This is a genomic window from Fulvivirga sp. AWR4_260, from assembly GCF_056158185.1.
This window is the reverse complement of sequence record NZ_JBSWSU010000001.1, coordinates 65,407-90,803: the sequence shown is the minus strand read 5'-3', so window position 1 is coordinate 90,803 and position 25,397 is coordinate 65,407. Positions and strand designations below refer to the sequence as shown.

Sequence of the window (25,397 nt, the reverse complement as noted above, 5' to 3'; positions counted from 1 at the left end):
CCACTAACAAATAAAATTGACAACCATGGAAAATGATAAAATAGTAGTAGGGCTAGATATCGGTACTACGAAGATCTGTGCTATCGTAGGGAGAAAGAATGAGTATGGAAAGCTGGAGGTACTTGGTATGGGAAAAGCCGAGTCTGATGGAGTAATCCGAGGAATTGTCACCAATATAGATAAAACAGTAAATGCTATAGAAAAAGCGGTGCGCGAAGCTGAAGAGCAATCGGGCATCGATATACGTGTAGTAAATGTAGGTATTGCTGGGCAGCATATAAAAAGCAGCATTCACCATGGTAGCATCACGCGTAGCACTAGCGATGATGAAATTACTATAGAAGATATTAACAGGCTTAATAACGATATGTATAGAATCGTAATACCTCCTGGTAGCGAAATTATACATGTTATGCCACAGGATTATACTGTTGATTATGAAGACGGTATTAAAGATCCTGTAGGTATGTCAGGGGTTAAGTTAGAGGCTGATTTTCATATCATTACAGCACAGACTAATGCTATCAATAACATTAATAAGTGTGTAAAGAGAGCTGGTCTTGAAATAGAAAATTTAATACTTGAGCCATTAGCTTCTAGCTTGGCAGTGTTAAGTGATGAAGAAAAAGAAGCAGGTATATGCTTAATTGACATTGGTGGTGGTACTACAGATATAGCAATTTTCCATGATAATATTATCAGACACACGGCTGTTATTCCTTTTGGAGGTAACATCATCACGTCTGACATTAAACAAGGTTGTATGGTAATGCAGCACCAAGCTGAGTTACTAAAAACGAAATTTGGTAAAGCCATAGCAGAAGAGGCTAGCCCTAATGAAATAGTATCTATACCAGGTATTAGAAACAGAGCTCCAAAAGAGATTTCTGTTAAAAATTTGGCGCATATTATAGAAGCCAGAATGGAAGAAATTATAGAACTGGCGCATACAGAAATTATTACATCTGGCTACGAAAACAGACTAGCCGGTGGTATTGTGATAACAGGTGGAGGTGGTCAGCTCAGCTGTCTCAAGCAACTAGTTGAATATATGACTGGAATGGATGCACGTATTGGGTATCCTAATGAGCACCTTGGTAGAAGTAAAGTAGATATTGTGAAGAGTCCAATGTTTGCTACTTCTGTAGGCTTAGTGCTTTCAGGTTTCAGAGCTATTGACGAAAGAGAAAATAGATACAATGAAGTCAAAGTGATGGGGCGTCCAGGACAGCCTAAAAAGAAAGAGTCTATAGACTTTTTTAGTAAAATCCTTAATAAAACTAAAGGATTGTTAATTGATGATCTTGATGCAAAGAAAGATTATTAACGAGTTGGCCAGTTTTTAAATTTTTGAAACCACTAAATTGAATTATTATGTCTGAAAACGCTTATAAATTTGAAATTCCAAAGCATCACAAATCCATTATTAAAGTAATTGGTGTTGGGGGTGGCGGTAGCAATGCCGTTAACCACATGTTTAGCCAAGGTATTAAAGATGTAGAGTTTGTAGTATGTAATACTGACTCGCAAGCTTTAAAAACAAGTGCTGTACCGGGTAAAATCCAAATAGGAGTAAACCTTACAGAAGGACTTGGAGCTGGTGCTAACCCTGAGGTGGGGAAAAATGCTGCTTTGGAAAGTAAAGAAGACATTAGAGATCTTTTAGGTAATGATACTAAAATGGTATTTATTACTGCAGGTATGGGGGGAGGTACTGGTACTGGAGCTGCACCTGTAATAGCCAAAATAGCCAAGGAAATGGACATACTTACTGTAGGTATTGTTACAGCTCCATTTGGTTTTGAAGGAAGAAAAAAAGCAACACAAGCTGAATTTGGTATCAATTCATTAAAAGAGAGTTGTGATACTGTGCTTGTGATTTTAAATGATAAATTGAGAGAAATCTACGGTAATTTGTCAATAGGGAATGCTTTTGCGCAAGCTGATAATGTATTGACAACAGCTGCAAAAGGTATTGCGGAGATAATTACGGTTGCTGGTTATGTAAACGTGGATTTTCAAGATGTTAGAACTGTAATGCACAATGCAGGTGCTGCAGTAATGGGGTCTGCTGAAACTAAAGGAGATAACAGAGCTAGAAAGGCGGCTGAAGAGGCATTGGCTTCTCCTTTATTGGATAACAAAGACATTCACGGAGCACAGAAAATATTGCTTTCAATTATTTCAGGAGAGCAAGCAGAGCTTCAAATGGATGAACTTTCTGAAATTACAGAATACATCCAAGAGCAGGCAGGTGATGATGCAGAGGTGATATTCGGTCATGGTGTTGATCCTGATTTAGGAGAGAGCATTAGAGTAACTGTAATAGCCACTGGTTTTGATCATGACCAATCTTACCTTCCTGAAAACAGAGAAAAGCTTAAGCAGCAGGAAGAAAAAAAAATTTATGATTTAGATGCCAACAAACAAATTACAATGTTTGAGGCAGATAACTCTGTAAATCAGCAAAATGGAGATATAGTAAAGAAGGAGCTAGGTCAGAAAAATGAGGCTAGAGGCGGAGAAACCGAAAGAAGTTACTCTTTTACTAACCCTGTTAATGCTTCTAATGGCCCTTCAGACCATGATGATGACGATGATGGCTTGTTCTCTGAGTTAGAAGATGAGTTCGAATTCATGCAAGAAGAAGATAGTGATCAGCACATTAATGATGATGGTATGATGGATATCCGCAATACCAAAGATGTGCTAGAGCAGCAATCTAAAGAGCGTATTGCACGCCTAAAAGGTATGAATAAGAGTGAAATGGGTGCTGATGAGTTTAAAGAGAAATTAGATGTTCCGGCTTATTTGAGAAAAGATGTACGTCTGCAGAATGTACCTCATTCTTCGGAAGCGCACGTGTCTAAGTATAATCTTAATGATGATAATCAAATATTAGGAAACAATAGATTCTTACATGACAATGTAGATTAAAATATTGATGAACACATGCAGCGCTGAGCCGGCTTACTCCAATTGTAGTGGTTGTTGGTTGTAAATTATGCCGGTGCTGTAATGTCATCATGAACCTTCGGGGAGCTATCTCCGGAGGTTTTTTTATGCAAAAAAATAACCCCGGATAATTAATAGAACCCGAGGTTAAAATAATACAGTCTAATAAAAATTAGAGTGAAGCTCTAATCTGACTGATAAGGGTAATAGTCTTTTGTGTGGTTTCAGCAAGTTCTGCATAAGCTTTGTTCTCAATAATCTGTTTATTGATCAGTTGTGATCCCATACCTACACAGTGTACGCCAGCTTTAAACCATGCTTCTAAGTTTTCTTTGGTAGGTGTTACGCCTCCGGTAGGCATAATGCTACTCCATGGGCATGGGCCTTTTATGGCTTTCACAAACTCTGGTCCACCTACTTGGCTGGCAGGGAATATTTTCACCACCTCAGCGCCTAGCTCTTCAGCCTTGCTGATTTCGGTTAATGACCCACAGCCAGGAGACCATAAAACTTTTCTTCTATTACAAACTACCGCCATATCTTCTTTTAAAGCCGGAGAAACTATGAAATCAGCTCCATTTTGGATGTAAAGGGCAGTGGTTGGTGCATCTAATATAGAGCCAACTCCAAGCGCTAATTCAGGAAGCTCTTTTCTGCTAAATTTTATCAGCTCGGCAAATACCTCATGGGCAAAGTCACCTCGGTTAGTAAATTCGAAAACCCGTACACCTCCTGCATAGCAAGCTTTTACCACCTCTATGCAAGTCTCTATATCTTGATGATAGAATACAGGTACCATGCCTGTATCTTTCATTTTTAATGCTACTTCAATTCTTGAAAATTTGGCCATATTTATCTTTTTATCCTGCCGGATGTATTTCCATTCATTAGTTCTTCTACTTCTTCTACAGTAGCCAAATTAGCATCATTTTCAATAGTATGTTTTAAAATAGATGCGGCTACGCCAAAATCTATAGATTTTTGATCATCATGATAAACCAGTTGACCATAGATTACACCTGCAATAAATGCATCTCCTCCTCCTACACGATCTATTATTGGGTTCACCTCCATCGTTTCGGTGTGGATCATTTCAGTGCCATCATAAAGCACTGCGCTAAGCGTGTTATGCGATGCGCTAATAGAGCCACGGTGTGTGGTTACGATCTTCTTTACATTAGGGAATCTATTCATTATTTGGCTAAAAACGTTTTCTTCCTGTTGTTTAGAATCGCTTTTGGCTTCAATGCCCAATATGTCTTTGGCATCGTATGTACTTGCCACTAGTAGATCGCAGTGAGCTACTAACTCGGGCATTACTTCGCTAGCACTTTTTCCATATTGCCACAGGTTTTTACGGTAGTTGATATCTCCACTAACTGTTATACCTAGTTTTTTGGCCGCTTTTACAGCCGCAAGACAGCAGTCTGCTGCACCTTGAGATATGGCAGGGGTAATACCTGTCCAGTGAAACCAATTAGCTCCGTTGAAAACCTCTTCCCAATCAATCATGTCTGGCTGTATCTCTGAAAAGGCAGAGTCAGCTCGGTCATAAATAATTTGGCTTCCTCTAACACTTGCTCCCGTTTCTAAGAAATAAAGTCCCAGTCGTGTGCCTCCATATATAATGTAGTCGGTATTTACTCCAAATGACCGCAGTTGGTTGCTTGCCGATTTTCCTAGTGCATTGTCAGGAAATCGTGTCACATGAGCCGTTTCTAAACCAAATTGAGCTAAAGACACAGCTACATTGGCTTCGCCACCACCATAGGTGGCAGAAAAGCTCTGCGATTGTGAAAATCTCGAATTGCCGGGAGTGGTTAGCCGTAGCATTACCTCTCCCAGAGTAATCACTTTTTTAATCATATCTAAAAGTTAAAAAAGTTTTTGGCGTTGTTATAGCAAATGTTTTCTACCATTTCGCCTATCCAAGCCATTTCAGAGGCCGGGAGCTCGCCATTTTCGATGTCGTTGCCCAGTAGATTACATAATAATCTTCTAAAATACTCGTGTCTTGGGTATGATAAGAAGCTACGTGAGTCTGTGAGCATACCTACAAACCTACTCAATAGTCCCATGTTAGATAGGGCATTCATTTGCTTGGTCATGCCATCTTTTTGATCTAAGAACCACCATGCCGAACCATATTGGATTTTACCAGGCGTAGAGCCATCGTTAAAATTACCAATCATGGTAGCATATAACTCATTCTGGCTAGGGTTGAGGTTGTATAAAATAGTTTTGGCTAATTTATCCTCGCTGTCTAGTTTATCAAGAAAATGAGCCAAAGGTTTAGCCACATCAAAATCTCCAATAGAATCAAAACCTGTATCAGGTCCTAAAATTCGCATCATGCGCGAACTGTTATTTCTTAAAGCGCCTAAGTGAAACTGCTGAGTCCAACCTTTTGAATGATCTAAAAGCGCTAAATGCACTAATATAGCAGATCGGAATTTGCTTATTTCTACAGGAGTCACAGGCTTTTTGGCCAGTGCTTTGTTGAAAATTTCAGTTATTTCTGTGGTGGTGTATTCATCGGCATAAATGGTTTCTAAACCATGATCAGACAGCCTACAGCCCATTTCATTGAAGTAGTCATGTCTGATTTTTACCGCTTCAATTAAAGCCTCAAACGAATTGATTTCGATGTTGGCTACTTGTGCTAATTTTTGAATGTATTCTAAAAAAGCTTCGTTTTGATCTATTGACAGTAATTTGTCAGCGCGGAATGTTGGTAATATTTTTATTTCAAACCCGTCTTCCTGAATAGCTTTATGATGTTCAAGGCTGTCTACTGGATCATCAGTAGTGCATATTACCTTTACATTCATTTTTCTCAATATGTTTCTAACGCTGAATTCGGGTGTCTGTAGCATGCTGCCCGTAGCATCGTATATTTCTTTTGCCGAATGCTTATTAAGGATTTTCTCTATACCAAATGGCTTTTTTAGCTCCATGTGTGTCCAGTGGTATAATGGATTTCTCATGGTATAGGGAACTGTTTCTGCCCATTTTAGAAATTTATCATAATCATCGGCATCACCAGTGCAGTATTTTTCATCAACACCGTTGGTACGCATGGCTCTCCATTTGTAATGGTCACCATTGAGCCAAATGCGTGATATATTTTCAAATTGCTTGTCGGCAGCTATCTGATCAGGAGGTAAATGACAATGGTAATCTATAATTGGCATTTTCTTGGCGTGATCGTGATATAGCTGCTGGGCAGTTTTTGTTTCCAGTAAAAAATTCTCTGATAAAAATGACATGTCAGTATATAATTAAAGCTTTGACTCTTCTTTCGTTTTTGATAATAGTTTATTTAGTTCTCTTGTTACCATAGTGGCCATTCCGGGCACTTGGTTTAGGTCTTTATCCCAAAGAGATGTGTTGCTAAGCACATTTGCAACTAATTCTTCAACTGTATGGTTGGCCCATTGGTTTTTAAAGAATTCAATAATTTCATTATCGTCTTTAAGTGGGATGATTTCTCCGTTATATTCTCCTTTATAAAATAGGATAAGAGCGGCTAGTGCATGTACTAACCTGTGAGGTAGCTGTCCTTTGCGTTTGTAGTATTCTAGTACAGAAGGCAGCACTCTTACCTTGTATTTAGAAACCGAGTTAAGAGCTATGGTTATGAGCTCGTGCCGTACAAAAGGGTTTTGGAAGCGCTCTAGCACATCGTTAGCGAATTTTTCTAATTCAGCCTGTGGTAAGTCCAAAGTGGGCACTATCTCTTCAAATATTGCTTCTTTTATATATTTTCCTGTATAATCATCTTCCACAGCCTCTTTTACTGTTCTTAAACCATGCAGGTAGGCTACAGGCACTAGTGATGTGTGAGCTCCGTTAAGAATGCGAACTTTTCTTGTTCTGTAAGGGGTAATGTCATTGACAAAGACTACGTCCATGTCGGTTTCATTAGTGGGGAATGCCTTTTGCACTTTTTCGGGGCCGTCAATAACCCAAAGGAGGAATGGCTCAGCCTTCACTACAAGATTATCTTCAAAGCCGAGTTCTTGCTGAATATTTTCTATATCTTCTTTAGGAAAACCCGGTACTATTCTATCTACTAATGTGTTGCAGAAGGTGTTGTGTTCATTTACCCATGCTATGAAATCATCAGAAAGTTGCCAAAGTTGGGCATACTTGAGTATAATACTTTTTAAAGTAATACCGTTGTTTTCTATTAGTTCGCAAGGAATGATAAATAAACCTTTATCTGGGTCTCCCTTGAAATGCATGAATCTATGGTGGAGCAGTGCGGTCACTTTTCCGGGAAAACTAGCTGGCAGTGATGCTGCTGAGGTGTCATCGGCATTAAAGCTGATGCCTGCCTCTGTGGTATTAGATATGATAAATTTAAGATCAGGGTTGATGCCTAAGGCTAAAAACTGATCATAATCGTCATAAGGGTTGGTAGCATCGTTTATGCAAGTAATTAAGCTTTTTGTGTCTACGGTTTCACCATTTTTGATGCCTTGAAGTAGCACGTGATAAAGGTTGTCCTGTTCATTAATTTTTGCAGTCATACCACCAGCCAATGGCTGTACAATATGTACGCTTCCTCCAAATGATGTTTCTGAATTTAATCTGTTAATTACCCAATCGACAAATGCTCTTAAGAAGTTGCCTTCTCCAAACTGGAGCACCTTCACAGGGTAAGAAGGCTGAGCGGGTATATTCTTTTTATTTAAAGGTTTCATAGATGTTAATTTAATAATGAGCAATCGATTGCGCAAAAAGTGTGTATTTTTCTCTTTTTATATGTGTGTTTAAAAAATTATTTCTTTTTTAAAGATGATTGCCTAATGATAATCTCCGGCATTAGTACCGTTTTTTGAATATTTTCTTTGGTGTCGCCTTTCAGTTGCTTAAAAAACATTTCGGCACATACTTTACCCATGGTTATGCTCAGTTGGTCTACCGTGGTAAGAGTAGGGTCTGTAAATGAAGTGAATGGTTCATTACCAAAACCTGCCAAAGCTATATCCTGGGGTATTTTAATGTTGTTTTCTTTTAGCACTTGCATGGCTCCCATAATGCCGTAATCACTAGCGCTGAACACTGCATCGGGTCTGTTGGGTAATGCTAAAAGTTTTTTCATGCTTTCTCTTCCGTCTTCTAGCTGAAGATTGCTTTCTATAATTATATCACTGTCAATAGGGATATTGTATCTTTCCAGCGCGTCAATGTACCCTCTGAGTCGGTCTCTGTAGATACTGATTTTTATTGGGTTAGTAAAGTGAGCTATACGTTGGTAGCCTTGCTCTATTAGGTGTTCTGTTATTTTATAGGCTCCTAGATAATCATCTATTACTACTTGGCTGGTTTCTACTTCATCAGTAGTTCTGTCAAATAATAATAATGGTATATTACGTTCTTTTACCGCATTGAAGTGGCTAAAGTCAAGGGTGTTTTTACTTATAGATGCAATAATTCCATCTACCCGTGCACTAAGTAGGGCCTCTACTGTCTGTACCTCTTTCTCGTAGTTATCATAAGATTGACTGATGATAACCTTATAGTTCTTTTTGTTGGCAATTTCTTCTATTCCTCTAACCACGCTGCTAAAAAAAGCACGATTAGCCGTAGGAACTATCACACCTATATTAAAGCTTTTACCGTTGCGCAATGCCGCAGCAATGCTGTTGGGTTGGTAATTGAGCTCTTTGGCCGCTTTCATTACTGCCTTTCTGGTAGCTTTGCTAATCCTAGGATTGTCATTCAAAGCTCTCGAAACAGTAGAAGCAGTTATATTTAAGGCTGATGCAATATCATGTATTGTCGTCTTATTCTTTTTTGCCATTATGTGATACTCCCTACGGAATAGTTTTCTTCAACTTAGTTTTCGTTTGCTGGCTTGCCTATAGTTGCTAATATTCCTCCATCTACATACAATATCTGTCCATTAACAAAGTCACTTGCTTTGCTAGCTAAAAAAATAGCCGCACCGCCCAAATCTTCAGGGTCGCCCCATCTGCCAGCTGGTGTTCTGTTAATGATGAAATCGTTAAATGGATGTCCATCAACCCTAATAGGAGCTGTTTGGTCTGTGGCAAAATAACCAGGACCTATACCATTAACCTGTATATTATACTTTGCCCATTCTGTTGCTAAATTACGAGTAAGCATTTTTAACCCTCCTTTAGCAGCAGCATATGCCGACACCGTATTTCTACCCAGTTCGCTCATCATAGAGCATATATTTATGATTTTACCGCTTTTTCTTTCTACCATATACTTAGCTACATGCTTAGACATGATGAAAGGCCCGGTAATATCTACATCCAAAACCTGCCTAAACTCCTCTACTTCCATTTCTAAGGCAGGTACTCTTTTGATCATGCCCGCGTTATTCACAAGAATATCAATTGGGCCGATTTTATCTTCAATAGCTTTAACGTTGTCGATAACGCTTTCCTCATTAGTAACATCAAATAAAAATGAGTGAGCATCATATCCTTCGCTTTTATAGGTGCCAATAGCCTTTTCTAATTTCTCTGGCGTGTGACCATTGATGACCAAAGTAGCGCCTGCTTTGCCTAGTGCCATGGCCATGGCCATGCCTAGCCCGTGTGTGCCTCCAGTAATTAAGGCCACTTTTCCTTTTAAACTAAAAAGCTCTTCCATAATTACTTAAGTGCTGATGGTGTTACTTTATCCATATCGTCATAATCCAGATTCTCTCCAGCCATACCCCATATAAAGGTGTAGTTAGAGGTGCCTGCGCCACTGTGAATTGACCATGGGGGCGAAATTACAGCTTGATTGTTTTTAACCCAAATATGTCTTGTTTCTTCTGGCTGTCCCATAAAGTGGCATACCACATTTTCTTCAGGTAATTCAAAGTAAAAGTAGGCTTCCATTCGTCTGTCATGGGTGTGTGCAGGCATGGTATTCCATACACTTCCCGGCTTTAGTTCTGTAACTCCCATTTGCAACTGGCAGCTGGTTACTACAGAATTGACCATAACTTTACGTATAGTGCGGTGATTACTGTTTTCCAAGCTACCTAACTCCACTGTTTCTGCTTCTGCTAAGGTTATTTTTTTAGTAGGATGTGTGGTATGGGCAGGGGCAGAGTTAAAGTAAAATTTTGCTTCTCCACTCTTAGAAGGGTGAAATACTACCTCGGTATTTCCTCTGCCTATGTATAAGGCTTCTTTGGTGCCTAGCTCATAAGTAGTGCCATTTACGGTTACACTGCTTGCCGGGCCAACGTTGATAATGCCTATTTCTCGCCTTTCTAAAAAGTACTTTGATTTTAGCGTGTCGAAAGATTCTAATTTCACAGGGCCTTTTGTAGGATTAACTCCTCCCACAATTAATCTATCATATAAAGTATATACCGCCTGTACAGTGTCTGCTACAAAAAGAGTCTCTATTAAATAAGAGTCCCTTAATTTCTGTGTGTCATAGCTTTTACTGTCTTCGGGATGTATTGCATGTCTTACAGAATACTGGGTGTTCATATTTTTTGTTTTTGTGTAAACGATTGCTCAAAAATAGTGAATTATTCTAATTGTAATTGAATATTGGTGATCAATCTCTTATTAAATGAAAATAATTTTCGTTAAATTATACCGCTAAAACGATTATTATTGGATGATTTATGAAATATAGCAAATTAAATTTTGTAATAAAATATAAATTTACTAAAATGCAATCGATTGCACAAATCGATGTATTTTTCTATAATCAACTGCGTTATGAATATAAATCTACTACTATTAAAAAAAGCCTTTGCAGCCTTGTTGCTGGTGTGCATTATTGTGCTCACGGGCACTGCAAGTTATGCGCAAGAAATGACGGTTAGCGGAACGGTAGAAGATACTAATGGAGAACGTATACCTGGAGTGGCAGTAATGCGAAAGGGAACGAGCTCAGGTACAACTACGGATATTAACGGAGAGTTTCAGCTGAAGCTACCATCCAATGCTGTATTAGTATTTTCATTTATTGGAATGCAAACTCAAGAAGTGAATGTCGGAAACCAATCTCAACTGAGTGTAGTGCTCAATGAAGATATCACCGAACTACAAGAAGTGGTGGTTGTAGGTTACGGACAAATTAAGAAAGCAGACCTTACAGGATCTGTAGGAGTAATTGAAGGTTCTAGTATTTCTGAAAGAGGTACAGTAAGTGCCCTACAAGGTGTACAAGGACAGGTTGCTGGTGTTGATATTTCTCAAGGGTCGGGTAGAGCTGGTTCTGATTTTAACATCCAGATTCGTGGACAAAATTCATTGGGAGGTGGAAATCCACTTTTTGTGGTAGATGGTGTTATTGTTGATGATATCAAATTCCTCAACCCTCAGGATATTGAGCGAATGGATATACTTAAAGATGCATCTTCTACAGCTATTTACGGGTCTAGAGGGTCTAATGGGGTGGTAATTGTTACCACCAAAAAAGGCGCTAACGTAAAAGGTGAAACTACTATTGCATATGATGGATATGTAGGTGTGAGGCAAAATGTTAGAGAGCCTGATTTTATGGATGGTGAAGAGTGGTGGGCTTACAGGCAAAATTCTTATATAGTGCCTAGTATAATTAAATCTCCTCAAACACCTTATGATGCTAGTATTGGTGGGCTTTCTAGTAGTCCTACTTTAGCACGAAGAGTGGCTACTCATGACTATACAGATTGGCCGTCTTACTTTTTGCAGACTGGTATACAGCAGAACCATTCGGTAACTATTACAGGTAGAGCTGAAAACGGAATGAAGTATGTTATTGGTGGAGGATACCAAGAAGAAGAAGGTAACTTACTTAAAGACTTTTATAAAAGATATAATTTTAAAGCTAGTGTAGACCATAAAATTAATGACAAATGGTTGGCAGGAACTAGTGTTAATTTAGCGTTCTCAGAACAAGAAAAGGGAAGCCAGAATGCGGTACTTAATGCTTATCGTATGTCTCCGTTAGTTACTCCTTATGACTCGGCAGGTGAGCTTATCTTTCAGCCGGCTAAGGCCGATGGAATTGGTTTTACTAGTTCTGTAAACCCTTTAATAGAAGTAGAAAACTCTGAAGATAATGAAAGGCGAACTTTTGCGGTAGCTAATTTATACCTACAATACTCTCCTGCCGAATGGATTAACCTAAAGTCTACCATTTCTCCAAGAATTGATATTAGAAGGCATGGAATTTATGAAGGGCCTTATACAGAGAGAGGGCAAGGACAATACCACTTTGCATCTTTAGATAAGCGAGAGAATTATTCATATACTTGGGATAACCAGGTGAACATGCACAAAACAGTAGGTTTGCATGATTTCAATTTCACTGGACTATATAGTATGTGGTATCAGGAAATTGAAGGTAGCTATACTGCAGCAAATTATCTTCCTTTTAAATCTTCGTATCATAATCTGGGGTCTGCGCTACAGACTTATGCTTATGATGGCTCTCCTGAAAGCTTATATTCAGAATATGCCTTAGTATCCTACATGGCTCGTTTAAACTATACATTTAAAGACAGATACCTCATTACTATTGCAAATAGATGGGATGGGTCATCAGTATTAGCAGACGGCCATAAGTGGAATTCCTTCCCTTCAGCAGCTTTGGGCTGGAGAATTAGCGAAGAAAATTTCATGAAAAATATTAAACCTGTCAATAGCCTGAAATTGAGATTAAGCTATGGTTTTACAGGTAACAATAATATATCGCCTTATACTACTCAGGTACTTGCTAGTAGTGCCACATTCTACTCTTTAGGAGGGCAATATGCGCCAGGATATGCACCAAGTGGGGTGGTAAATAGTGAGCTAAGTTGGGAGCGTACCAGAGAAGTGAATATAGGTTTAGACTATGGTTTATTAACCAATAGAATAGTGGGTACCATAGATATTTATAATAAGCTGTCTGATGGTTTACTTCTAGAAAGAAAACTCCCAATAGAAACAGGAGCAGGCTCTTTGGTCGATAATGTGGCATCAGTAAGAAATAAAGGGGTGGAGCTTTCATTAACCACTACCAACATTCAAAACAATGATTTCACATGGACTACTACTTTCAATTTTGCTCGTAATCATAACGAAATAGTGGAGTTATATGGTGGAGGTCAAGATTTACCAGGGAATGAATGGTATATAGGAGAACCTATTGAGGTAAATAGACACTATGTTTATGATGGTGTATGGATGGCTGGAGATGACATTTTATACGGTCAGTCCGAAGGACAAGCCAAAGTAAAAGACTTATCTGGGCCTGATGGCGTGCCTGATGGACGTATAGATGCCGAATATGATATGACCATTCTTGGAACCCCGGCACCAACCTGGACAGGAGGTTTTTCTTCAAGGCTTAGTTATAAAAACTTTGATTTCTCATTTTCATTGTTCACCCGCCAAGGAGTTCAAGTGTATAGTCCTTTCCATGCAGAGTTTACTAATTTAATGGATAGAGGCCGCCAGAAATTGAGCATGAACTATTACATGATTGAAAATGATGTAACAGATGCTAATAGAACCAACGACTATCCAATGCCTCAAAATGTAGGGCAATATTGGCAGGCGACTAATAACGAAACCAACAGAACTGAATATATGGGCTTTTATAGAGATGCATCATTTGTGAAAGTTCAAAACATTATGGTAGGCTACAATTTACCTGTATCTCTGTTAGAAAGGTTTAGACTGAAGAGCTTGCGTGTGTATGCAAACGTTTTAAATCCTTTCGTATTTACCGATTATGATGGTTTCGATCCTGAGTGGGCAGACAAAAGCATAAACAACTCGGGTAATGCATCAGTGACATACCAATTTGGTGTAAATCTTAAATTCTAATCGACTCATGAAAACTTTCAAAATATTAATACTAAGTCTTCTTCTGATTAACTTCAGTTGTAATGATTTTCTTGAAGAGAAGAACCCCGGTAATATCGTAGCTGATGACTATTATTTGACAAAAGAGGGATATGAGTCATTGATGAATGCTACCTATTCTACCTTGAGAGATGTATACAGAGAAATTCCTTATATATTTTGTGGAGGTACTGATATGTATGTGCGCTCAGGGAGGGCTTCTAACCCCGATGGTATCGGTCTATGCGGTTATGCCACTCTAGGTCCTGGAGATGAGGTGGTTACTAATTTCTACAATACTCTGTACGCTTCTATACAAAGAACTAATAACGCTATTTACTTTAATCAGCTTACAGAAGAAACAGAAACTTTATCTGAAAGTGAAGGCGTAGCTCGTTTTTTAAGGGCTCAATATTATTTTCTTTTGGTGCAAACATTTGGCGGAGTAGCCATAGTAACGGACAGAATAGAAAAGGTAGAAACTTCATTTTCTAGAGAGACAGAAGAGAATGTTTATAAGTTTATTGTAGAGGAGATGGAGGCCGCTCTTGAACTTGTGCCCGAAACTTATACCAAAAAAGGTACTGTAGATAAGAGAGTAGTAAGACATTTTCTGGCTAAAGTGCTATTAACAAGAGGGTATAAAAGTTATGCTGCGGCCGATGATTTTCAAAAAGCAGCGGCTTATGCCGATGCTGCAATAGATGGACAGGGATTGATTGAAGACTTTGAAGAAGTTTTCATGCCTGGGAATGAAGACAACGAAGAGATCATTTTTGCAGTGCAATATAGCGCAGCTTCTATCAGTTCGCCTGACAGAGGTGGGCACTTCCAAAGTTTGCCGTTTGGGCCTTATATGGGTGGGTCAGAGAATAAAGGTAATCCTTATCGTAATTATGATCTACTGCCATCATGGTATGTTTATAACCTGTTTTCAGAAGCTGATGAACGTTTTGAAGATTCATTTATGCTTGAAAACTCTTATTATACCAATACTGACAAAGAACAACTGGGAAGGTACTACGATTACTATGATACAGACCCTGATAAAAGGTCAGATCTTTATATAGGTTTTTATTTCCCTAAACCTTGGCAAGTGACTGATACTGCTGCGTGGATTGCGGTTAACCCCGAAAAAAGAGCTAATGCTAAAATTATACTTCCCACAAAAGCTGCTTGGGAAGGGTTAAGTGGTGAGTCATTAGATGGCACTACTCCCGCATTGAAAAAATTTGATGATCCTTCTTCAGTATTTTCTGGTAATGGTAGTAGCACAAGAGATATTTTCTTAGCGCGTGTGGCAGAGACTTATTTGATTGCCAGTGAAGCTTACTATAAAGCAGGTGATGCTGCTACGGCTTTAGATAGAATAAACGTGGTGAGAAGAAGAGCCGCAAGAGATGCTTCGCAAAGAGCCTCAATGGAACTGTCGGACATAGATACAGATGTAATCCTTGATGAGCGAGCAAGAGAGTTAATAGGTGAATACCATCGCTGGTTCGATCTATCACGTACAGGCACTTTGATCGATAGAACTACAGAGTACAATGATCAGGTTAGTTATGAAGATTTCATTGGTCCTGATGGTAATGCCAAATTGCTTAGGCCTATCCCTAGTGAGGCATTAGCCCTTAATGAGGCCGATGTAGAGCAAAATCCTGGTTATTAATGAGCTAATGGGCGAATGCTTTGCTATTCGCCCTCTAAAAATCAATATTATGAAAAAATTATCATCCATATATATTTTAGGCATTTTGGCATTATTGATGGCGCTAGTCAGCTGTGGTGACGATGACGAAAACTGGAGGAACGATCCTCCTAAAATTGCCTTTTCTATTGCAGAAAGTGACTTTGCAGAAATTGATTTAGATGAGTCTACAGGACCAAGGGTTACAGGTACTGTACAATCTGATGCTGGACTTACTTATGTAAAAATAGAAACGTTGACCACAGGTGGAGCAGAAACCATTGAAGAGGTGTCTGCATTTGATGAGGTAACAAGTAAAATACTCATCCTTGATTTTTTACCTGCTTACTCCACTGCCATGACAGGCGTTAAGGTATACGCGGAAGATGTGCAGGGTAGAACCATTGAAAAGGAAATATCGCTTTCGGCTATTGGGGGCTTGCAAGGGCCTAAAATAGAGATAGATCCAGATAGTGAAACGCTAAGTGCTAATGTGAGACCTACAGTTAATATAAGGCCTAAACTGGCAGGTAGCATTGCTACTCACTGGGGTTTAAAAAGTATTACTTATTCTTTCTTATCTGCTTCAGGAGAGGAGCAGTCAGAGGTGATTACAGAATTTGGAACAGGTTCAAAAAACTATACATTAAATTATGAACCCGATTACGATAGAGGATATGAACTAAGCGCTACAGGATTAAGAATTGTAGCTATTGATACTAGAAACAATGAAAGTATTGATACGGTAGCGTTAAACATAGTGGATGCCGCAGAAGCACCAGCGGTTACTTTTGATCAAGAACGTTTAGATGCTGACCTTAAGAGTGTGCCTAACGTAAAGCCTAATGTTTCGGGTAGTATATACGCTGAGGAGGGGTTTACTTCCATAGAGTTTTTCTTGGTAAAAGGTAATAACGATATAGCCGTTTCTAATCCTAATTTGGTAACTGTAGATGCTAATAATTCCACTTTTGACTTTGTGCCAGAATATGAATTTGGAATCAGTGCTTTAAAAGTAAAAGCTGTTGATGGCGTAGGACAAATTACCATTGCTACTATACCTATTACAGTTAACGCTGATGACCCTGACCTATATGTTACTAACGATATTACTTTATATGGAGCAGGAGAAAGGTTCTCTCAAAATTCAGCCTATTCTTTTGAGACTAATACCTCATATGTTTATGATCAGGACCCTACAACTGATGCATCAGTAGCTTCAACAATTTTCTTTGTAGCTAGTGCTCCTAGTAATAGCGAAGCCAGTTACGATGTATTCGCTCCTACCGATAGTTGGTTAGATAATAATTATTTTAAAACAGTGACATGGGCTGCTGAAGCAGTTACCGAACTACGCTTATTAGAGGTTGGAGAAGTAGATTTTGAAAATTTAACTTCAATCGATATTGAATCTCTGGAAATGGGAGAGACCGTTACACGAGCCAGACGCATTCAAGACGGAAGTAAGATGGTGCTGTTTAAATCAGGTAGTTTCAAAGGTATTATTTACTTATTAAGTTCTACAGAAAATACCGGATCGCATAAAAATGATGCTATGAAATTTAGAATCAAATATATTAAAAACTAGCTTGTTCGGCTCCCGGTGTCTCCTATGTAAGTAAGGCCGGGAGCTTACTTATTTTACCCTCCACGTCATGTTTAAAGTTTTGTTTTTATACTGCATTGTTCCTTTATACTGCCTTTATTCTTTTGGTAAGATAGAGCTGCCTGAGGCCAAAAATGCCATAGCATTTCCTGGCGCTGAAGGTTACGGAAAGTTTACTTCTGGGGGCAGAGGAGGTAAAGTATTAATAGTAAATAATCTTAATGACGATGGTCCGGGCAGTTTACGTGCGGCTATCAATGAAACAGGGCCAAGAATCATCACCTTTTCAGTGTCGGGGACTATAGCTTTGGCATCAAATCTTTCTATAGACGAAGGTAATGTTACCATAGCAGGTCAATCTGCGCCTGGCGATGGTATCTGCATCAAGAATTATCCTCTAAAGGTATCGGCAGATAATGTGATTATTAGATACCTTAGGTTTCGGTTAGGAGATGAAAATAAGGTAGAGGATGACGCACTGAAGGGAAGAAGGAATAAAAATATTATGATAGACCATTGCTCTATTAGCTGGTCTACAGATGAATGCGCCTCTTTTTATAGTAATTCAGATTTCACCATGCAGTGGTGTATTATATCTGAGAGTTTGAATAATTCTATTCATCACAAAGGGCCGCATGGCTATGGTGCTATTTGGGGAGGCTTAGGTGCTACCTTTCATCATAACTTATTGGCTCATCATACTAGTAGAAATCCAAGGTTTAGCGGATCATCTACCACACCCAATAGCCCACTAGAGCATACAGATTTTAGAAATAATGTTATATATAACTGGGCGCATAACAGTACATATGGAGGTGAAAAGGGTAAATACAACCTTGTAAATAACTATTATAAAGCGGGGCCCGCCACAGATAAATCAAAAAAAGACAGAATAGTAAACCCGAGTGAGCCTTATGGTAAGTTTTATGTTGAGGGTAATTACGTTGCAGCTAGTGATAAAGTGACTCGTAATAACTGGGACGGAGGCGTACAATGCGATAACCCTGATGCCGCCAAAGCCACTGAACCTTTTGAAGCTATTCAATTGGAATCTGAACAGACAGCCTTAGATGCCTATAAGTCTGTGTTAGCCACAGCCGGAGCAAGCCTTAGTAGAGACGCTGTAGATGAAAGGATTGTTAAAGAGGTAGAAACAGGGACTGCCACTTTTGGAGATGGTATTATAGATTCTCAACAAGCCGTAGGCGGATGGCCTGAGTTAAAATCAAAAAAGGTAGAGAAAGATACCGACCAAGATGGCATGCCAGACAGATGGGAGAAAAAGCATAAGCTAGATCCTGAAAATGCTGCTGATGCCGCCAAATTTACTATTCAAAAAGCTTATTCTAATATTGAAGTTTACCTGAATGAACGGGTGCTATGAACATACAATCAATGAAAACAAACTACAAGTCATATAACAAATCTATAGTTAATATCATACTGGTTACTTTTATCTCAGGAACTATTATGGCCTGTTCAGGAACTAAATCCGAACCAGTAGATGATGCAAAAGCAGATTCCACCATGGTAGATGCAAAAAAGGATGAAGCAATGCCATTGTCCGTAAAAATGGCAATCTCCGAAATGCACCGTACCCCTGATGCACAATATCTCGATTTTAGACCTAAACCAAAGTGGGAATATACCAATGGCTTGATGTGTTCAGCTATGCTGAAAGTTTGGAAAAAAACAGGAGACCAAGAGTTTTTTAACTATGCCAAAGCTTACGCTGATAGTATGATCAATGCAGATGGGCAGATAAAAACATATAAATTATCCGATTATAACATTGATAGGGTTAATCCTGGAAAATTCCTTATTGACCTATACAAAGAGACTGGGCAAGAAAATTATAAAAAGGCTATAGAAATGCTCAGAGATCAAATGAGAGAGCACCCAAGAACAAGTGAAGGAGGTTTCTGGCACAAAAAGCGATATCCTTCGCAAATGTGGTTAGATGGTATTTATATGGGATCTCCCTTTTTGGCTAAATATGCCTCTAATTTCAATGAACCAGAGCTGTTTGACGATATTGCTAATCAGATATTTTTAATTGATAAACATAATTATGATTCCAATACAGGGCTTTATTACCATGGTTGGGACGAAAGTAAAAAACAGAAATGGGCCAATAAACAAACAGGTCTATCGGAGAATTTTTGGGGACGAGGCATGGGCTGGCTTGGCATGGCTATGGTTGATGTACTTGATTATTTCCCTCAAGACCACCCTAAAAGAGCCATGATATTAGAGGTTGCTGATAAAATTGCTAAGGGAGCAGTAAAGTATCAAGATGAAAATAGCGGGGTATGGTATCAGGTGTTGGATAAAGGCGGTAAGGAGGGAAATTACCTTGAATCTTCGGCCTCTAGTATGTTTGCCTATTTTCTTCTGAAAGGAGTAGAAAAAGGATACCTAGATGCTAAATATAAAAGCGCAGCAATCAAAGCCTATGAAGGAGTTGTGGAGCAGTTTATTAAAAATAAACCCAATGGTGATATAGATATTACTAGCGTATGTGCGGTGGCTGGCCTTGGTGGTGATCCTTACCGTAGCGGTACTTACGAGTATTATATCAATGAAAAGAAAAGAGATAATGACCCTAAAGCAGTGGGGCCGTTTATTATGGCTTCTTTATATTATGAAAACCTTAATCAATGATCCAATCTAACATTCTACTACCGATCTTTCTGTTTTGTTCTACCCTTAGTGTTGCTCAAAATTTTGATTATATAGTTTCTAAAGACGGTAGCGGCAATTATGAGACTATCCAGGAGGCCATTGACAATGTGCCTGATATGAGGAAAAATGAGACTAGGATACTAATAAAAAATGGTGTTTATAAAGAGAAATTGATTTTGCCTGCATCAAAAACTAATGTCACTTTTATTGGTGAAGATGTGAAGAAAACGATTATCACTTATGATGATTACGCTTCTAAAAAGAATGGTTTTGGAGAGGAGATAGGCACCTCAGGGTCGTCAGGTTTTTTTGTGTTTGGAGTAAGCTTTATGGCAAAAAATATCACCTTCGAAAATTCCTCTGGGCCAGTCGGTCAGGCAGTGGCTGTCCGTGTTGATGGAGATAAGGCAATTTTTGAAAATTGCCGATTCTTAGGATTTCAAGACACTTTATACCCCCATGGCGATAACAGTAGGCAGTACTATAAAAACTGCTATATAGAAGGTACTACAGATTTTATTTTTGGTTGGTCAACGGCCGTTTTTGAAGATTGTGAAATATTCTCTAAAAAGGGAGGTAGCTATATTACTGCAGCATCTACTTTGGAGGGAGCAGAATTTGGCTTTGTGTTTATCAACTGTAAGCTCACGGGAAATGCTCCTGCGCATACTATTTATCTTGGCCGGCCTTGGCGCCCTTTTGCACAGACTGTTTTTATTAACTGTGAAATGGGAAAACATATTAAACCTGAAGGCTGGCACAACTGGAATAAACCAGAAGCCGAAAAAACCACCTTTTATGGCGAGTATAATTCTAGTGGTTCTGGAAGCAAAGGGCAACGGGTAAGCTGGTCTCATGTGCTGTCTGAAGATCAGGTAAAGAAATACTCTTTAAGTAAAATATTCAAGGATTGGAATCCTCTAGAGAAATTGTCTAGCAACCAGAAAAACTGATTTTATGAGCCCTAACCAACCTTTAAGAGCAATCTTTTACTTATGCCCGATATTTATAGTGTGGCTACAGCCACTCGTGTGCTTTTCACAAAATTCTTCCTCTGTGTCGGAGGTATGGGTAGCTGATAAAGGCGATGGAACGTTTAAAAATCCAATCTTATATGCAGACTATTCTGACCCCGATATATGTAAGGTAGGAGATGATTTTTACATGACGGCTTCTAGCTTCAATGCTACTCCGGGGCTACCCATTTTGCATTCTAAAGATTTAGTAAACTGGAACCTGATAGGGTATGCGCTGGAAAGGCAACCTCCTTTTGACCATTTTTCCCTTCCTCAGCATGGCAATGGGGTTTGGGCACCAGCCATTCGTTATCATCAGGGAGAGTTTTTTATCTACTATGGAGATCCCGACTTTGGCATTTATATGGTGAAGTCGAAAGATCCAAAAGGGCCTTGGGAAAAACCGGTTTTGGTGCAAGAAGGCAAAGGGTTAATAGATCCTTGTCCGCTTTGGGATGAAGATGGTAAGGCGTACCTCGTGCATGCTTATGCGGGTAGCAGGGCAGGTATAAAAAGCGTTTTGGTAGTGAACAGCATGCGCCCTGATGGTACCGCACTGTTAGATGAAGGCACATTAGTATTTGACGGGCATGAAAACCACCCGACCATAGAGGGGCCTAAATTTTACAAACGCAATGGTTATTACTACATATTTGCGCCTGCGGGAGGTGTGCCCACTGGCTGGCAAATGGTGCTCAGGTCAAAAAATGTATTAGGGCCATATGAAGACAAAATAGTAATGGACCAGGGCAGTACTCAGGTAAATGGTCCACATCAAGGCGGTTGGGTAGAGTTAGAATCAGGCGAAAGCTGGTTTGCTCATTTTCAAGATAGGGAGGCTTATGGCAGAATCGTTCATTTACAACCTATGAAATGGGAAAATAACTGGCCTATTATTGGTGATGATAAAGATGGAGACGGTAAAGGAGAGCCGGTTTTGGTGTATAAGAAGCCTAACGTAGGTAGAATTTACCCTGTACAAACACCACCTGATACGGATGAGTTTAACCACAATAACTTAGGCTTACAATGGCAGTGGCATGCCAACCCTAAGGCCACTTGGGCTTTCTCAAATGCAGCTAAAGGTTATCTTAGGCTGTATACGGATCAAGTGCCACAAGATGCCAAGAGTCTATGGGGAGTGCCTAATCTCTTGCTGCAGAAGTTTCCCGCTCAGGAGTTTGTAACCACTACAAAACTGAATTTTTATCCCAATAAAGATTTACAAAACGAAAGAACAGGGCTTATTATAATGGGGCAAGATTATGCCCACATCAACCTTGTGAGTAAAGAAGATGGCATTTATATAGAATATGCAACGGCCTACGATGTAAGGCATGGTAATAAAGAAGAACAGAAAATTATTGCCAAGTTAAAAGGTAATGAGGTTTACTTCCGGGTGGAAGTAAGTACGGGAGCCAAATGCCAGTTTAGTTACAGCGATAATGGCAAGAATTTCAAGAAGGTAGGAGAGGTTTTTACAGCCGTTCCCGGGCGGTGGATAGGAGCTAAAGTAGGAATTTTTGCTTTGAGAGAAGATAAAATAAATGATTCAGGATACGCCAATTACGATTGGTTCAGATTTACACCTTTAAAATAATATTATAATGCGTAAAAATTTATGGCTAGCCGCTCTAGTGGTACTATTCGGATGTAATGGTAGCACTAAAAAAGAAACTAAAAACACCGAAATAGAGAAGAAAACAGAATTTACCGTATCGGTAAGTAATCCTTTGGCTCAGAAGCGTACAGGTACACTTGTTATGATTACAGAAAGTGATTTGCCTTCTGATTTTAATAAGAAAGCATTTACAGTAATGGATGGAACTACGGAGATTCCTTCTCAATACAATAATAAGGGAGATAAAGGTATTGCTTTTGTTATTGATGATTTGGCTGCATCTGCCCATAAAGAATACACTATTCAGTATGATGTTGAAGGCGAAAGAAAGCATGATTACCCTAAAAGAACGCAGGCAGAACTCTCTATTAAAAAAGGTGGCAAGTTTGAAAATAGAGAATACATTGGAGGACAATTCGAAAACATAGATTCTTTAAGAGTACCTGATGAGCACACTGACCATTCATGGTTTATCCGTTATGAAGGTCCGGGATGGGAGTCAGATTTGGTGGGGTATAGATTTTATCTCGATTGGAGAAATGCTACTGATGTTTTTGGTAAAACCGTTCATAGCATGGAATTACAGCATGTAGGACAAGATAATTTTGATTCTTATCACGAATTGAGTGATTGGGGAATGGACGTGCTAAAAGTAGGTAAATCCTTAGGGTTGGGGTCTATTGCTACCTTTCAGGAGGATAAGGCTATGCGCGTGGCTGAAACTGATAGTGTAATTAGCAAGGTGGCAGAAAATGGGCCTGTTTATTCTTCAGTACAAACAGATTATTATGGGTGGAAAGTGGCAGGAAAAGAGCTTGATCTTAAGTCCGTGATTAGCATACATGCGGGCACTAGGCTATCAAAAGAAGCTTTGACCTTAGAAAATGACCTTGATAATATAGCAACAGGTTTACATAAAGATGAAGGGACTGAATTGTTTACGTCAGAAGGAGACGCTGATGGGTGGGGGTATATAGCTACTTACGGAGCTCAAAGCCTTAATAATGATAAGCTGGGACTGGCAGTGATGTTTGCCCCTGATAATTTCATGAGTTTTACCGAAGATGAGCATAGCCATGTAGTAACCTTAAAGCCAGCAGGTAAAAAGCTTACTTATTATTTTCTTGCAGCATGGGAGAAAGAAGCTGAGGGTATAACCACGCAAGACCAATTTGTTGAGTACCTAAAAGAAACGGCTAAGGAATTAGCACATCCTGTAGAGGTATCTATCAATAAATAAATTTTTACCTATGGAATGGTCGCTGTGGTTTCATTGATAGTGAGGCAATTTAGGTCATTCCAGTAGGTGTTCGAATAATTAAATGATTCACATGAAGCTACTACAAAGATTATTGCCAATAGTACTGTTTTTATCTTTTTTTCAAGGAAAAACCCAGACTATTGAAGACATATACGCAGGGGTGGAATTTGATATGCCTCGTGTAAAGGAACCAAGTTTTCCTGATCATACCGCAAGCATCACTGACTATGGTGCCGTGGGAGATGGTTTGTATGATAATACAGCCGCTTTTGCAAAAACCATAGATGCCATATCTCAAAAAGGTGGAGGTAAGGTAGTGGTGCCACGCGGTATATGGTTAACAGGTCCCATTGTTTTTAAAAACAACATCAATCTCTATACAGAACAAGGGGCATTAATAATTTTTAGCGATGATAAAAGCAAATATCCTCTTATAGAGACGAGCTTCGAAGGTCTTGAGACTTATAGGTGTCAGTCGCCAATATCAGGTGAAGGGCTAGAAAATATTGCTATTACTGGAAAGGGCGTGATCGATGGCTCAGGAAGCTCATGGCGACCGGTCAAAGAAAGTAAAATGGCTCCCTCTCAGTGGAAAGCATTAGTGAAATCTGGAGGAGTACTCAGTGCAGATAAAAAAACATGGTACCCATCCAAAGCCTATGAGGAAGCCAATAAATTAACTCAAAATTTCAATGTGCCTCCATTTAAAACTAAGGCAGAATTTGAAAAAGTAAAAGATTTTTTAAGACCTGTAATGGTAAGCTTTGTTCAGTGTAAAAAGGTGCTGTTAGATGGTCCTACTTTTCAAAATTCCCCAGCTTGGAATCTGCACCCATTGATGTGTGAAGATGTAATTATACGAAACCTTACGGTGAGAAATCCATGGTATTCTCAAAATGGAGATGGGCTGGATTTAGAATCGTGCAAAAACACTTTGGTATATAATAATTCCTTTGATGTAGGTGATGATGCTATCTGTTTTAAATCGGGGAAGGATGCCGATGGGCGTAAAAGAGGTATGCCTACTGAAAATGCTATTGTGAAATATAATACCGTTTATCATGGGCATGGTGGTTTTGTAGTAGGAAGCGAGATGTCAGGAGGGGTGAAAAATGTGTTGGTCGCTAACTGTACTTTCATAGGTACTGATGTAGGACTGCGGTTTAAAAGCACCCGTGGAAGAGGAGGAGTAGTGGAAAACATCTACATTAATGATATCGACATGATAGACATACCTACTGAGGCCATTCGTTTTAATATGTTTTATGGAGGAGCATCTCCCATTCCTGAAGAAGGCCAAGAAGCCATGGAAGTAGGAGAAACGGAGCTAGTGCCTGTAAGTGAAGAAACACCTGCTTTTAAAAATATTTACATGAAAAATATTACCGCTACAGGGTCTGGTACTGCGGGGCTATTTCAAGGCTTGCCAGAAATGAAACTGAGCAATGTTACCCTAGAGAATGTATTGCTAGAAGCAAAAAATGGTATTACCATGATAGATACTGATCAGCTTCTCATGAAGAATGTGAAAGTAATGACTGAAAAAGGTAAAACAATTACGATCTATAATAGCTCCAATATAAGTATTGATGGATTAAGCTATGAAAATACAGAAGCCAAGGCCATTAGGGTGATTGGATCTGGTTCAGATAAAATCACTTTTACCAATAGCACATTAAAAGAAGATGCTATTGTAACTGGTAAAGAAGTAAAGAAAAAGGCTGTAAAGCTCAAGTAAAAGCGCAGATT

General features: G+C 39.1%; 18 protein-coding genes. 11 read left to right on the top strand and 7 right to left on the bottom strand.

What is annotated here, in order from left to right; translation table 11 throughout:
- Window positions 1–25: 25 nt before the first annotated feature.
- Window positions 26–1,327, top strand: coding sequence for a cell division protein FtsA (gene ftsA, locus ACXACQ_RS00405; RefSeq protein WP_474973936.1), 1,302 nt, complete (start codon window positions 26–28; stop codon window positions 1,325–1,327).
- A gap of 47 nt (window positions 1,328–1,374) precedes the next feature.
- A complete protein-coding gene (gene ftsZ / locus ACXACQ_RS00400) occupies window positions 1,375–2,937 on the top strand; it encodes a cell division protein FtsZ (protein ID WP_474973935.1) in 1,563 nt (520 codons plus the stop codon).
- Window positions 2,938–3,127: 190 nt separating this feature from the next.
- On the opposite strand, the gene ACXACQ_RS00395 is transcribed toward ftsZ, so the two are convergent.
- The 7 genes from ACXACQ_RS00395 to kduI all read right to left on the bottom strand — a co-directional run bounded on the left by ACXACQ_RS00395 (window position 3,128) and on the right by kduI (window position 10,433).
- The gene (locus tag ACXACQ_RS00395) at window positions 3,128–3,805 is read right to left on the bottom strand and encodes a bifunctional 4-hydroxy-2-oxoglutarate aldolase/2-dehydro-3-deoxy-phosphogluconate aldolase (protein ID WP_474973934.1); all 678 of its coding nucleotides are present in this window, start codon (window positions 3,803–3,805) and stop codon (window positions 3,128–3,130) included.
- A gap of 2 nt (window positions 3,806–3,807) precedes the next feature.
- Window positions 3,808–4,821, bottom strand: coding sequence for a PfkB family carbohydrate kinase (locus ACXACQ_RS00390; RefSeq protein ID WP_474973933.1), 1,014 nt, complete (start codon window positions 4,819–4,821; stop codon window positions 3,808–3,810).
- A 2-nt stretch (window positions 4,822–4,823) separates the two neighbouring features.
- The gene (gene uxaC, locus ACXACQ_RS00385; protein ID WP_474973932.1) at window positions 4,824–6,224 is read right to left on the bottom strand and encodes a glucuronate isomerase; all 1,401 of its coding nucleotides are present in this window, start codon (window positions 6,222–6,224) and stop codon (window positions 4,824–4,826) included.
- 12 nt (window positions 6,225–6,236) lie between these two features.
- Entirely contained in the window at window positions 6,237–7,664 is a 1,428-nt protein-coding gene (locus ACXACQ_RS00380) for a tagaturonate reductase (RefSeq protein ID WP_474973931.1), read from the bottom strand.
- A gap of 77 nt (window positions 7,665–7,741) precedes the next feature.
- A complete protein-coding gene (locus tag ACXACQ_RS00375) occupies window positions 7,742–8,767 on the bottom strand; it encodes a LacI family DNA-binding transcriptional regulator (RefSeq protein ID WP_474973930.1) in 1,026 nt (341 codons plus the stop codon).
- 35 nt (window positions 8,768–8,802) lie between these two features.
- Complete coding sequence (locus ACXACQ_RS00370) at window positions 8,803–9,591, bottom strand: gluconate 5-dehydrogenase (protein WP_474973929.1); 789 nt, start codon at window positions 9,589–9,591, stop codon at window positions 8,803–8,805.
- Between the two features lie 2 nt (window positions 9,592–9,593).
- Window positions 9,594–10,433 (bottom strand): 5-dehydro-4-deoxy-D-glucuronate isomerase, encoded by an 840-nt coding sequence (kduI, locus tag ACXACQ_RS00365; protein WP_474973928.1) that lies wholly within the window; start codon window positions 10,431–10,433, stop codon window positions 9,594–9,596.
- A 237-nt stretch (window positions 10,434–10,670) separates the two neighbouring features.
- On the opposite strand from kduI, the gene ACXACQ_RS00360 reads away from it, so the two are divergent.
- From ACXACQ_RS00360 to ACXACQ_RS00320, 9 genes are all read left to right on the top strand, one after another.
- Window positions 10,671–13,754 (top strand): SusC/RagA family TonB-linked outer membrane protein, encoded by a 3,084-nt coding sequence (locus ACXACQ_RS00360; RefSeq protein ID WP_474973927.1) that lies wholly within the window; start codon window positions 10,671–10,673, stop codon window positions 13,752–13,754.
- 7 nt (window positions 13,755–13,761) lie between these two features.
- Window positions 13,762–15,441: a RagB/SusD family nutrient uptake outer membrane protein gene (locus ACXACQ_RS00355; RefSeq protein WP_474973926.1), complete on the top strand. Its 1,680-nt coding sequence runs from the start codon at window positions 13,762–13,764 to the stop codon at window positions 15,439–15,441.
- A gap of 49 nt (window positions 15,442–15,490) precedes the next feature.
- Window positions 15,491–17,047, top strand: coding sequence for a hypothetical protein (locus ACXACQ_RS00350; RefSeq protein ID WP_474973925.1), 1,557 nt, complete (start codon window positions 15,491–15,493; stop codon window positions 17,045–17,047).
- Between the two features lie 67 nt (window positions 17,048–17,114).
- Window positions 17,115–18,449: a pectate lyase family protein gene (locus tag ACXACQ_RS00345; protein WP_474973924.1), complete on the top strand. Its 1,335-nt coding sequence runs from the start codon at window positions 17,115–17,117 to the stop codon at window positions 18,447–18,449.
- 11 nt (window positions 18,450–18,460) lie between these two features.
- Window positions 18,461–19,729, top strand: a complete 1,269-nt coding sequence (locus ACXACQ_RS00340; RefSeq protein ID WP_474973923.1) for a glycoside hydrolase family 88/105 protein — start codon at window positions 18,461–18,463, stop codon at window positions 19,727–19,729.
- The gene (locus ACXACQ_RS00335; RefSeq protein ID WP_474973922.1) at window positions 19,726–20,703 is read left to right on the top strand and encodes a pectinesterase family protein; all 978 of its coding nucleotides are present in this window, start codon (window positions 19,726–19,728) and stop codon (window positions 20,701–20,703) included. The genes ACXACQ_RS00340 and ACXACQ_RS00335 overlap by 4 nt, the downstream gene beginning before the upstream one ends.
- A 76-nt stretch (window positions 20,704–20,779) precedes the next feature.
- The gene (locus tag ACXACQ_RS00330) at window positions 20,780–22,366 is read left to right on the top strand and encodes a glycoside hydrolase family 43 protein (protein WP_474975026.1); all 1,587 of its coding nucleotides are present in this window, start codon (window positions 20,780–20,782) and stop codon (window positions 22,364–22,366) included.
- 7 nt (window positions 22,367–22,373) lie between these two features.
- On the top strand, window positions 22,374–23,627 hold the full coding sequence (locus ACXACQ_RS00325) for a DUF4861 domain-containing protein (RefSeq protein WP_474973921.1): 1,254 nt from the start codon (window positions 22,374–22,376) through the stop codon (window positions 23,625–23,627).
- 91 nt (window positions 23,628–23,718) lie between these two features.
- A complete protein-coding gene (locus ACXACQ_RS00320; protein ID WP_474973920.1) occupies window positions 23,719–25,386 on the top strand; it encodes a glycoside hydrolase family 28 protein in 1,668 nt (555 codons plus the stop codon).
- Window positions 25,387–25,397 lie beyond the last annotated feature (11 nt).

Excerpts from the sequence above, each read along its gene's own strand:
- ACXACQ_RS00395 (WP_474973934.1), bottom strand. The coding sequence starts at position 3,805 with ATGGCCAAATTTTCAAGAATTGAAGTAGCATTAAAAATGAAAGATACA.
- ACXACQ_RS00345 (WP_474973924.1), top strand. The coding sequence starts at position 17,115 with ATGTTTAAAGTTTTGTTTTTATACTGCATTGTTCCTTTATACTGCCTT.
- ACXACQ_RS00335 (WP_474973922.1), top strand. The coding sequence starts at position 19,726 with ATGATCCAATCTAACATTCTACTACCGATCTTTCTGTTTTGTTCTACC.
- ftsZ (WP_474973935.1), top strand. The coding sequence starts at position 1,375 with ATGTCTGAAAACGCTTATAAATTTGAAATTCCAAAGCATCACAAATCC.
- ftsA (WP_474973936.1), top strand. The coding sequence starts at position 26 with ATGGAAAATGATAAAATAGTAGTAGGGCTAGATATCGGTACTACGAAG.
- ACXACQ_RS00325 (WP_474973921.1), top strand. The coding sequence starts at position 22,374 with ATGCGTAAAAATTTATGGCTAGCCGCTCTAGTGGTACTATTCGGATGT.
- ACXACQ_RS00380 (WP_474973931.1), bottom strand. The coding sequence starts at position 7,664 with ATGAAACCTTTAAATAAAAAGAATATACCCGCTCAGCCTTCTTACCCT.
- ACXACQ_RS00355 (WP_474973926.1), top strand. The coding sequence starts at position 13,762 with ATGAAAACTTTCAAAATATTAATACTAAGTCTTCTTCTGATTAACTTC.
- kduI (WP_474973928.1), bottom strand. The coding sequence starts at position 10,433 with ATGAACACCCAGTATTCTGTAAGACATGCAATACATCCCGAAGACAGT.
- uxaC (WP_474973932.1), bottom strand. The coding sequence starts at position 6,224 with ATGTCATTTTTATCAGAGAATTTTTTACTGGAAACAAAAACTGCCCAG.
- ACXACQ_RS00375 (WP_474973930.1), bottom strand. The coding sequence starts at position 8,767 with ATGGCAAAAAAGAATAAGACGACAATACATGATATTGCATCAGCCTTA.
- ACXACQ_RS00370 (WP_474973929.1), bottom strand. The coding sequence starts at position 9,591 with ATGGAAGAGCTTTTTAGTTTAAAAGGAAAAGTGGCCTTAATTACTGGA.
- ACXACQ_RS00340 (WP_474973923.1), top strand. The coding sequence starts at position 18,461 with ATGAAAACAAACTACAAGTCATATAACAAATCTATAGTTAATATCATA.
- ACXACQ_RS00390 (WP_474973933.1), bottom strand. The coding sequence starts at position 4,821 with ATGATTAAAAAAGTGATTACTCTGGGAGAGGTAATGCTACGGCTAACC.
- ACXACQ_RS00360 (WP_474973927.1), top strand. The coding sequence starts at position 10,671 with ATGAATATAAATCTACTACTATTAAAAAAAGCCTTTGCAGCCTTGTTG.
- ACXACQ_RS00350 (WP_474973925.1), top strand. The coding sequence starts at position 15,491 with ATGAAAAAATTATCATCCATATATATTTTAGGCATTTTGGCATTATTG.
- ACXACQ_RS00320 (WP_474973920.1), top strand. The coding sequence starts at position 23,719 with ATGAAGCTACTACAAAGATTATTGCCAATAGTACTGTTTTTATCTTTT.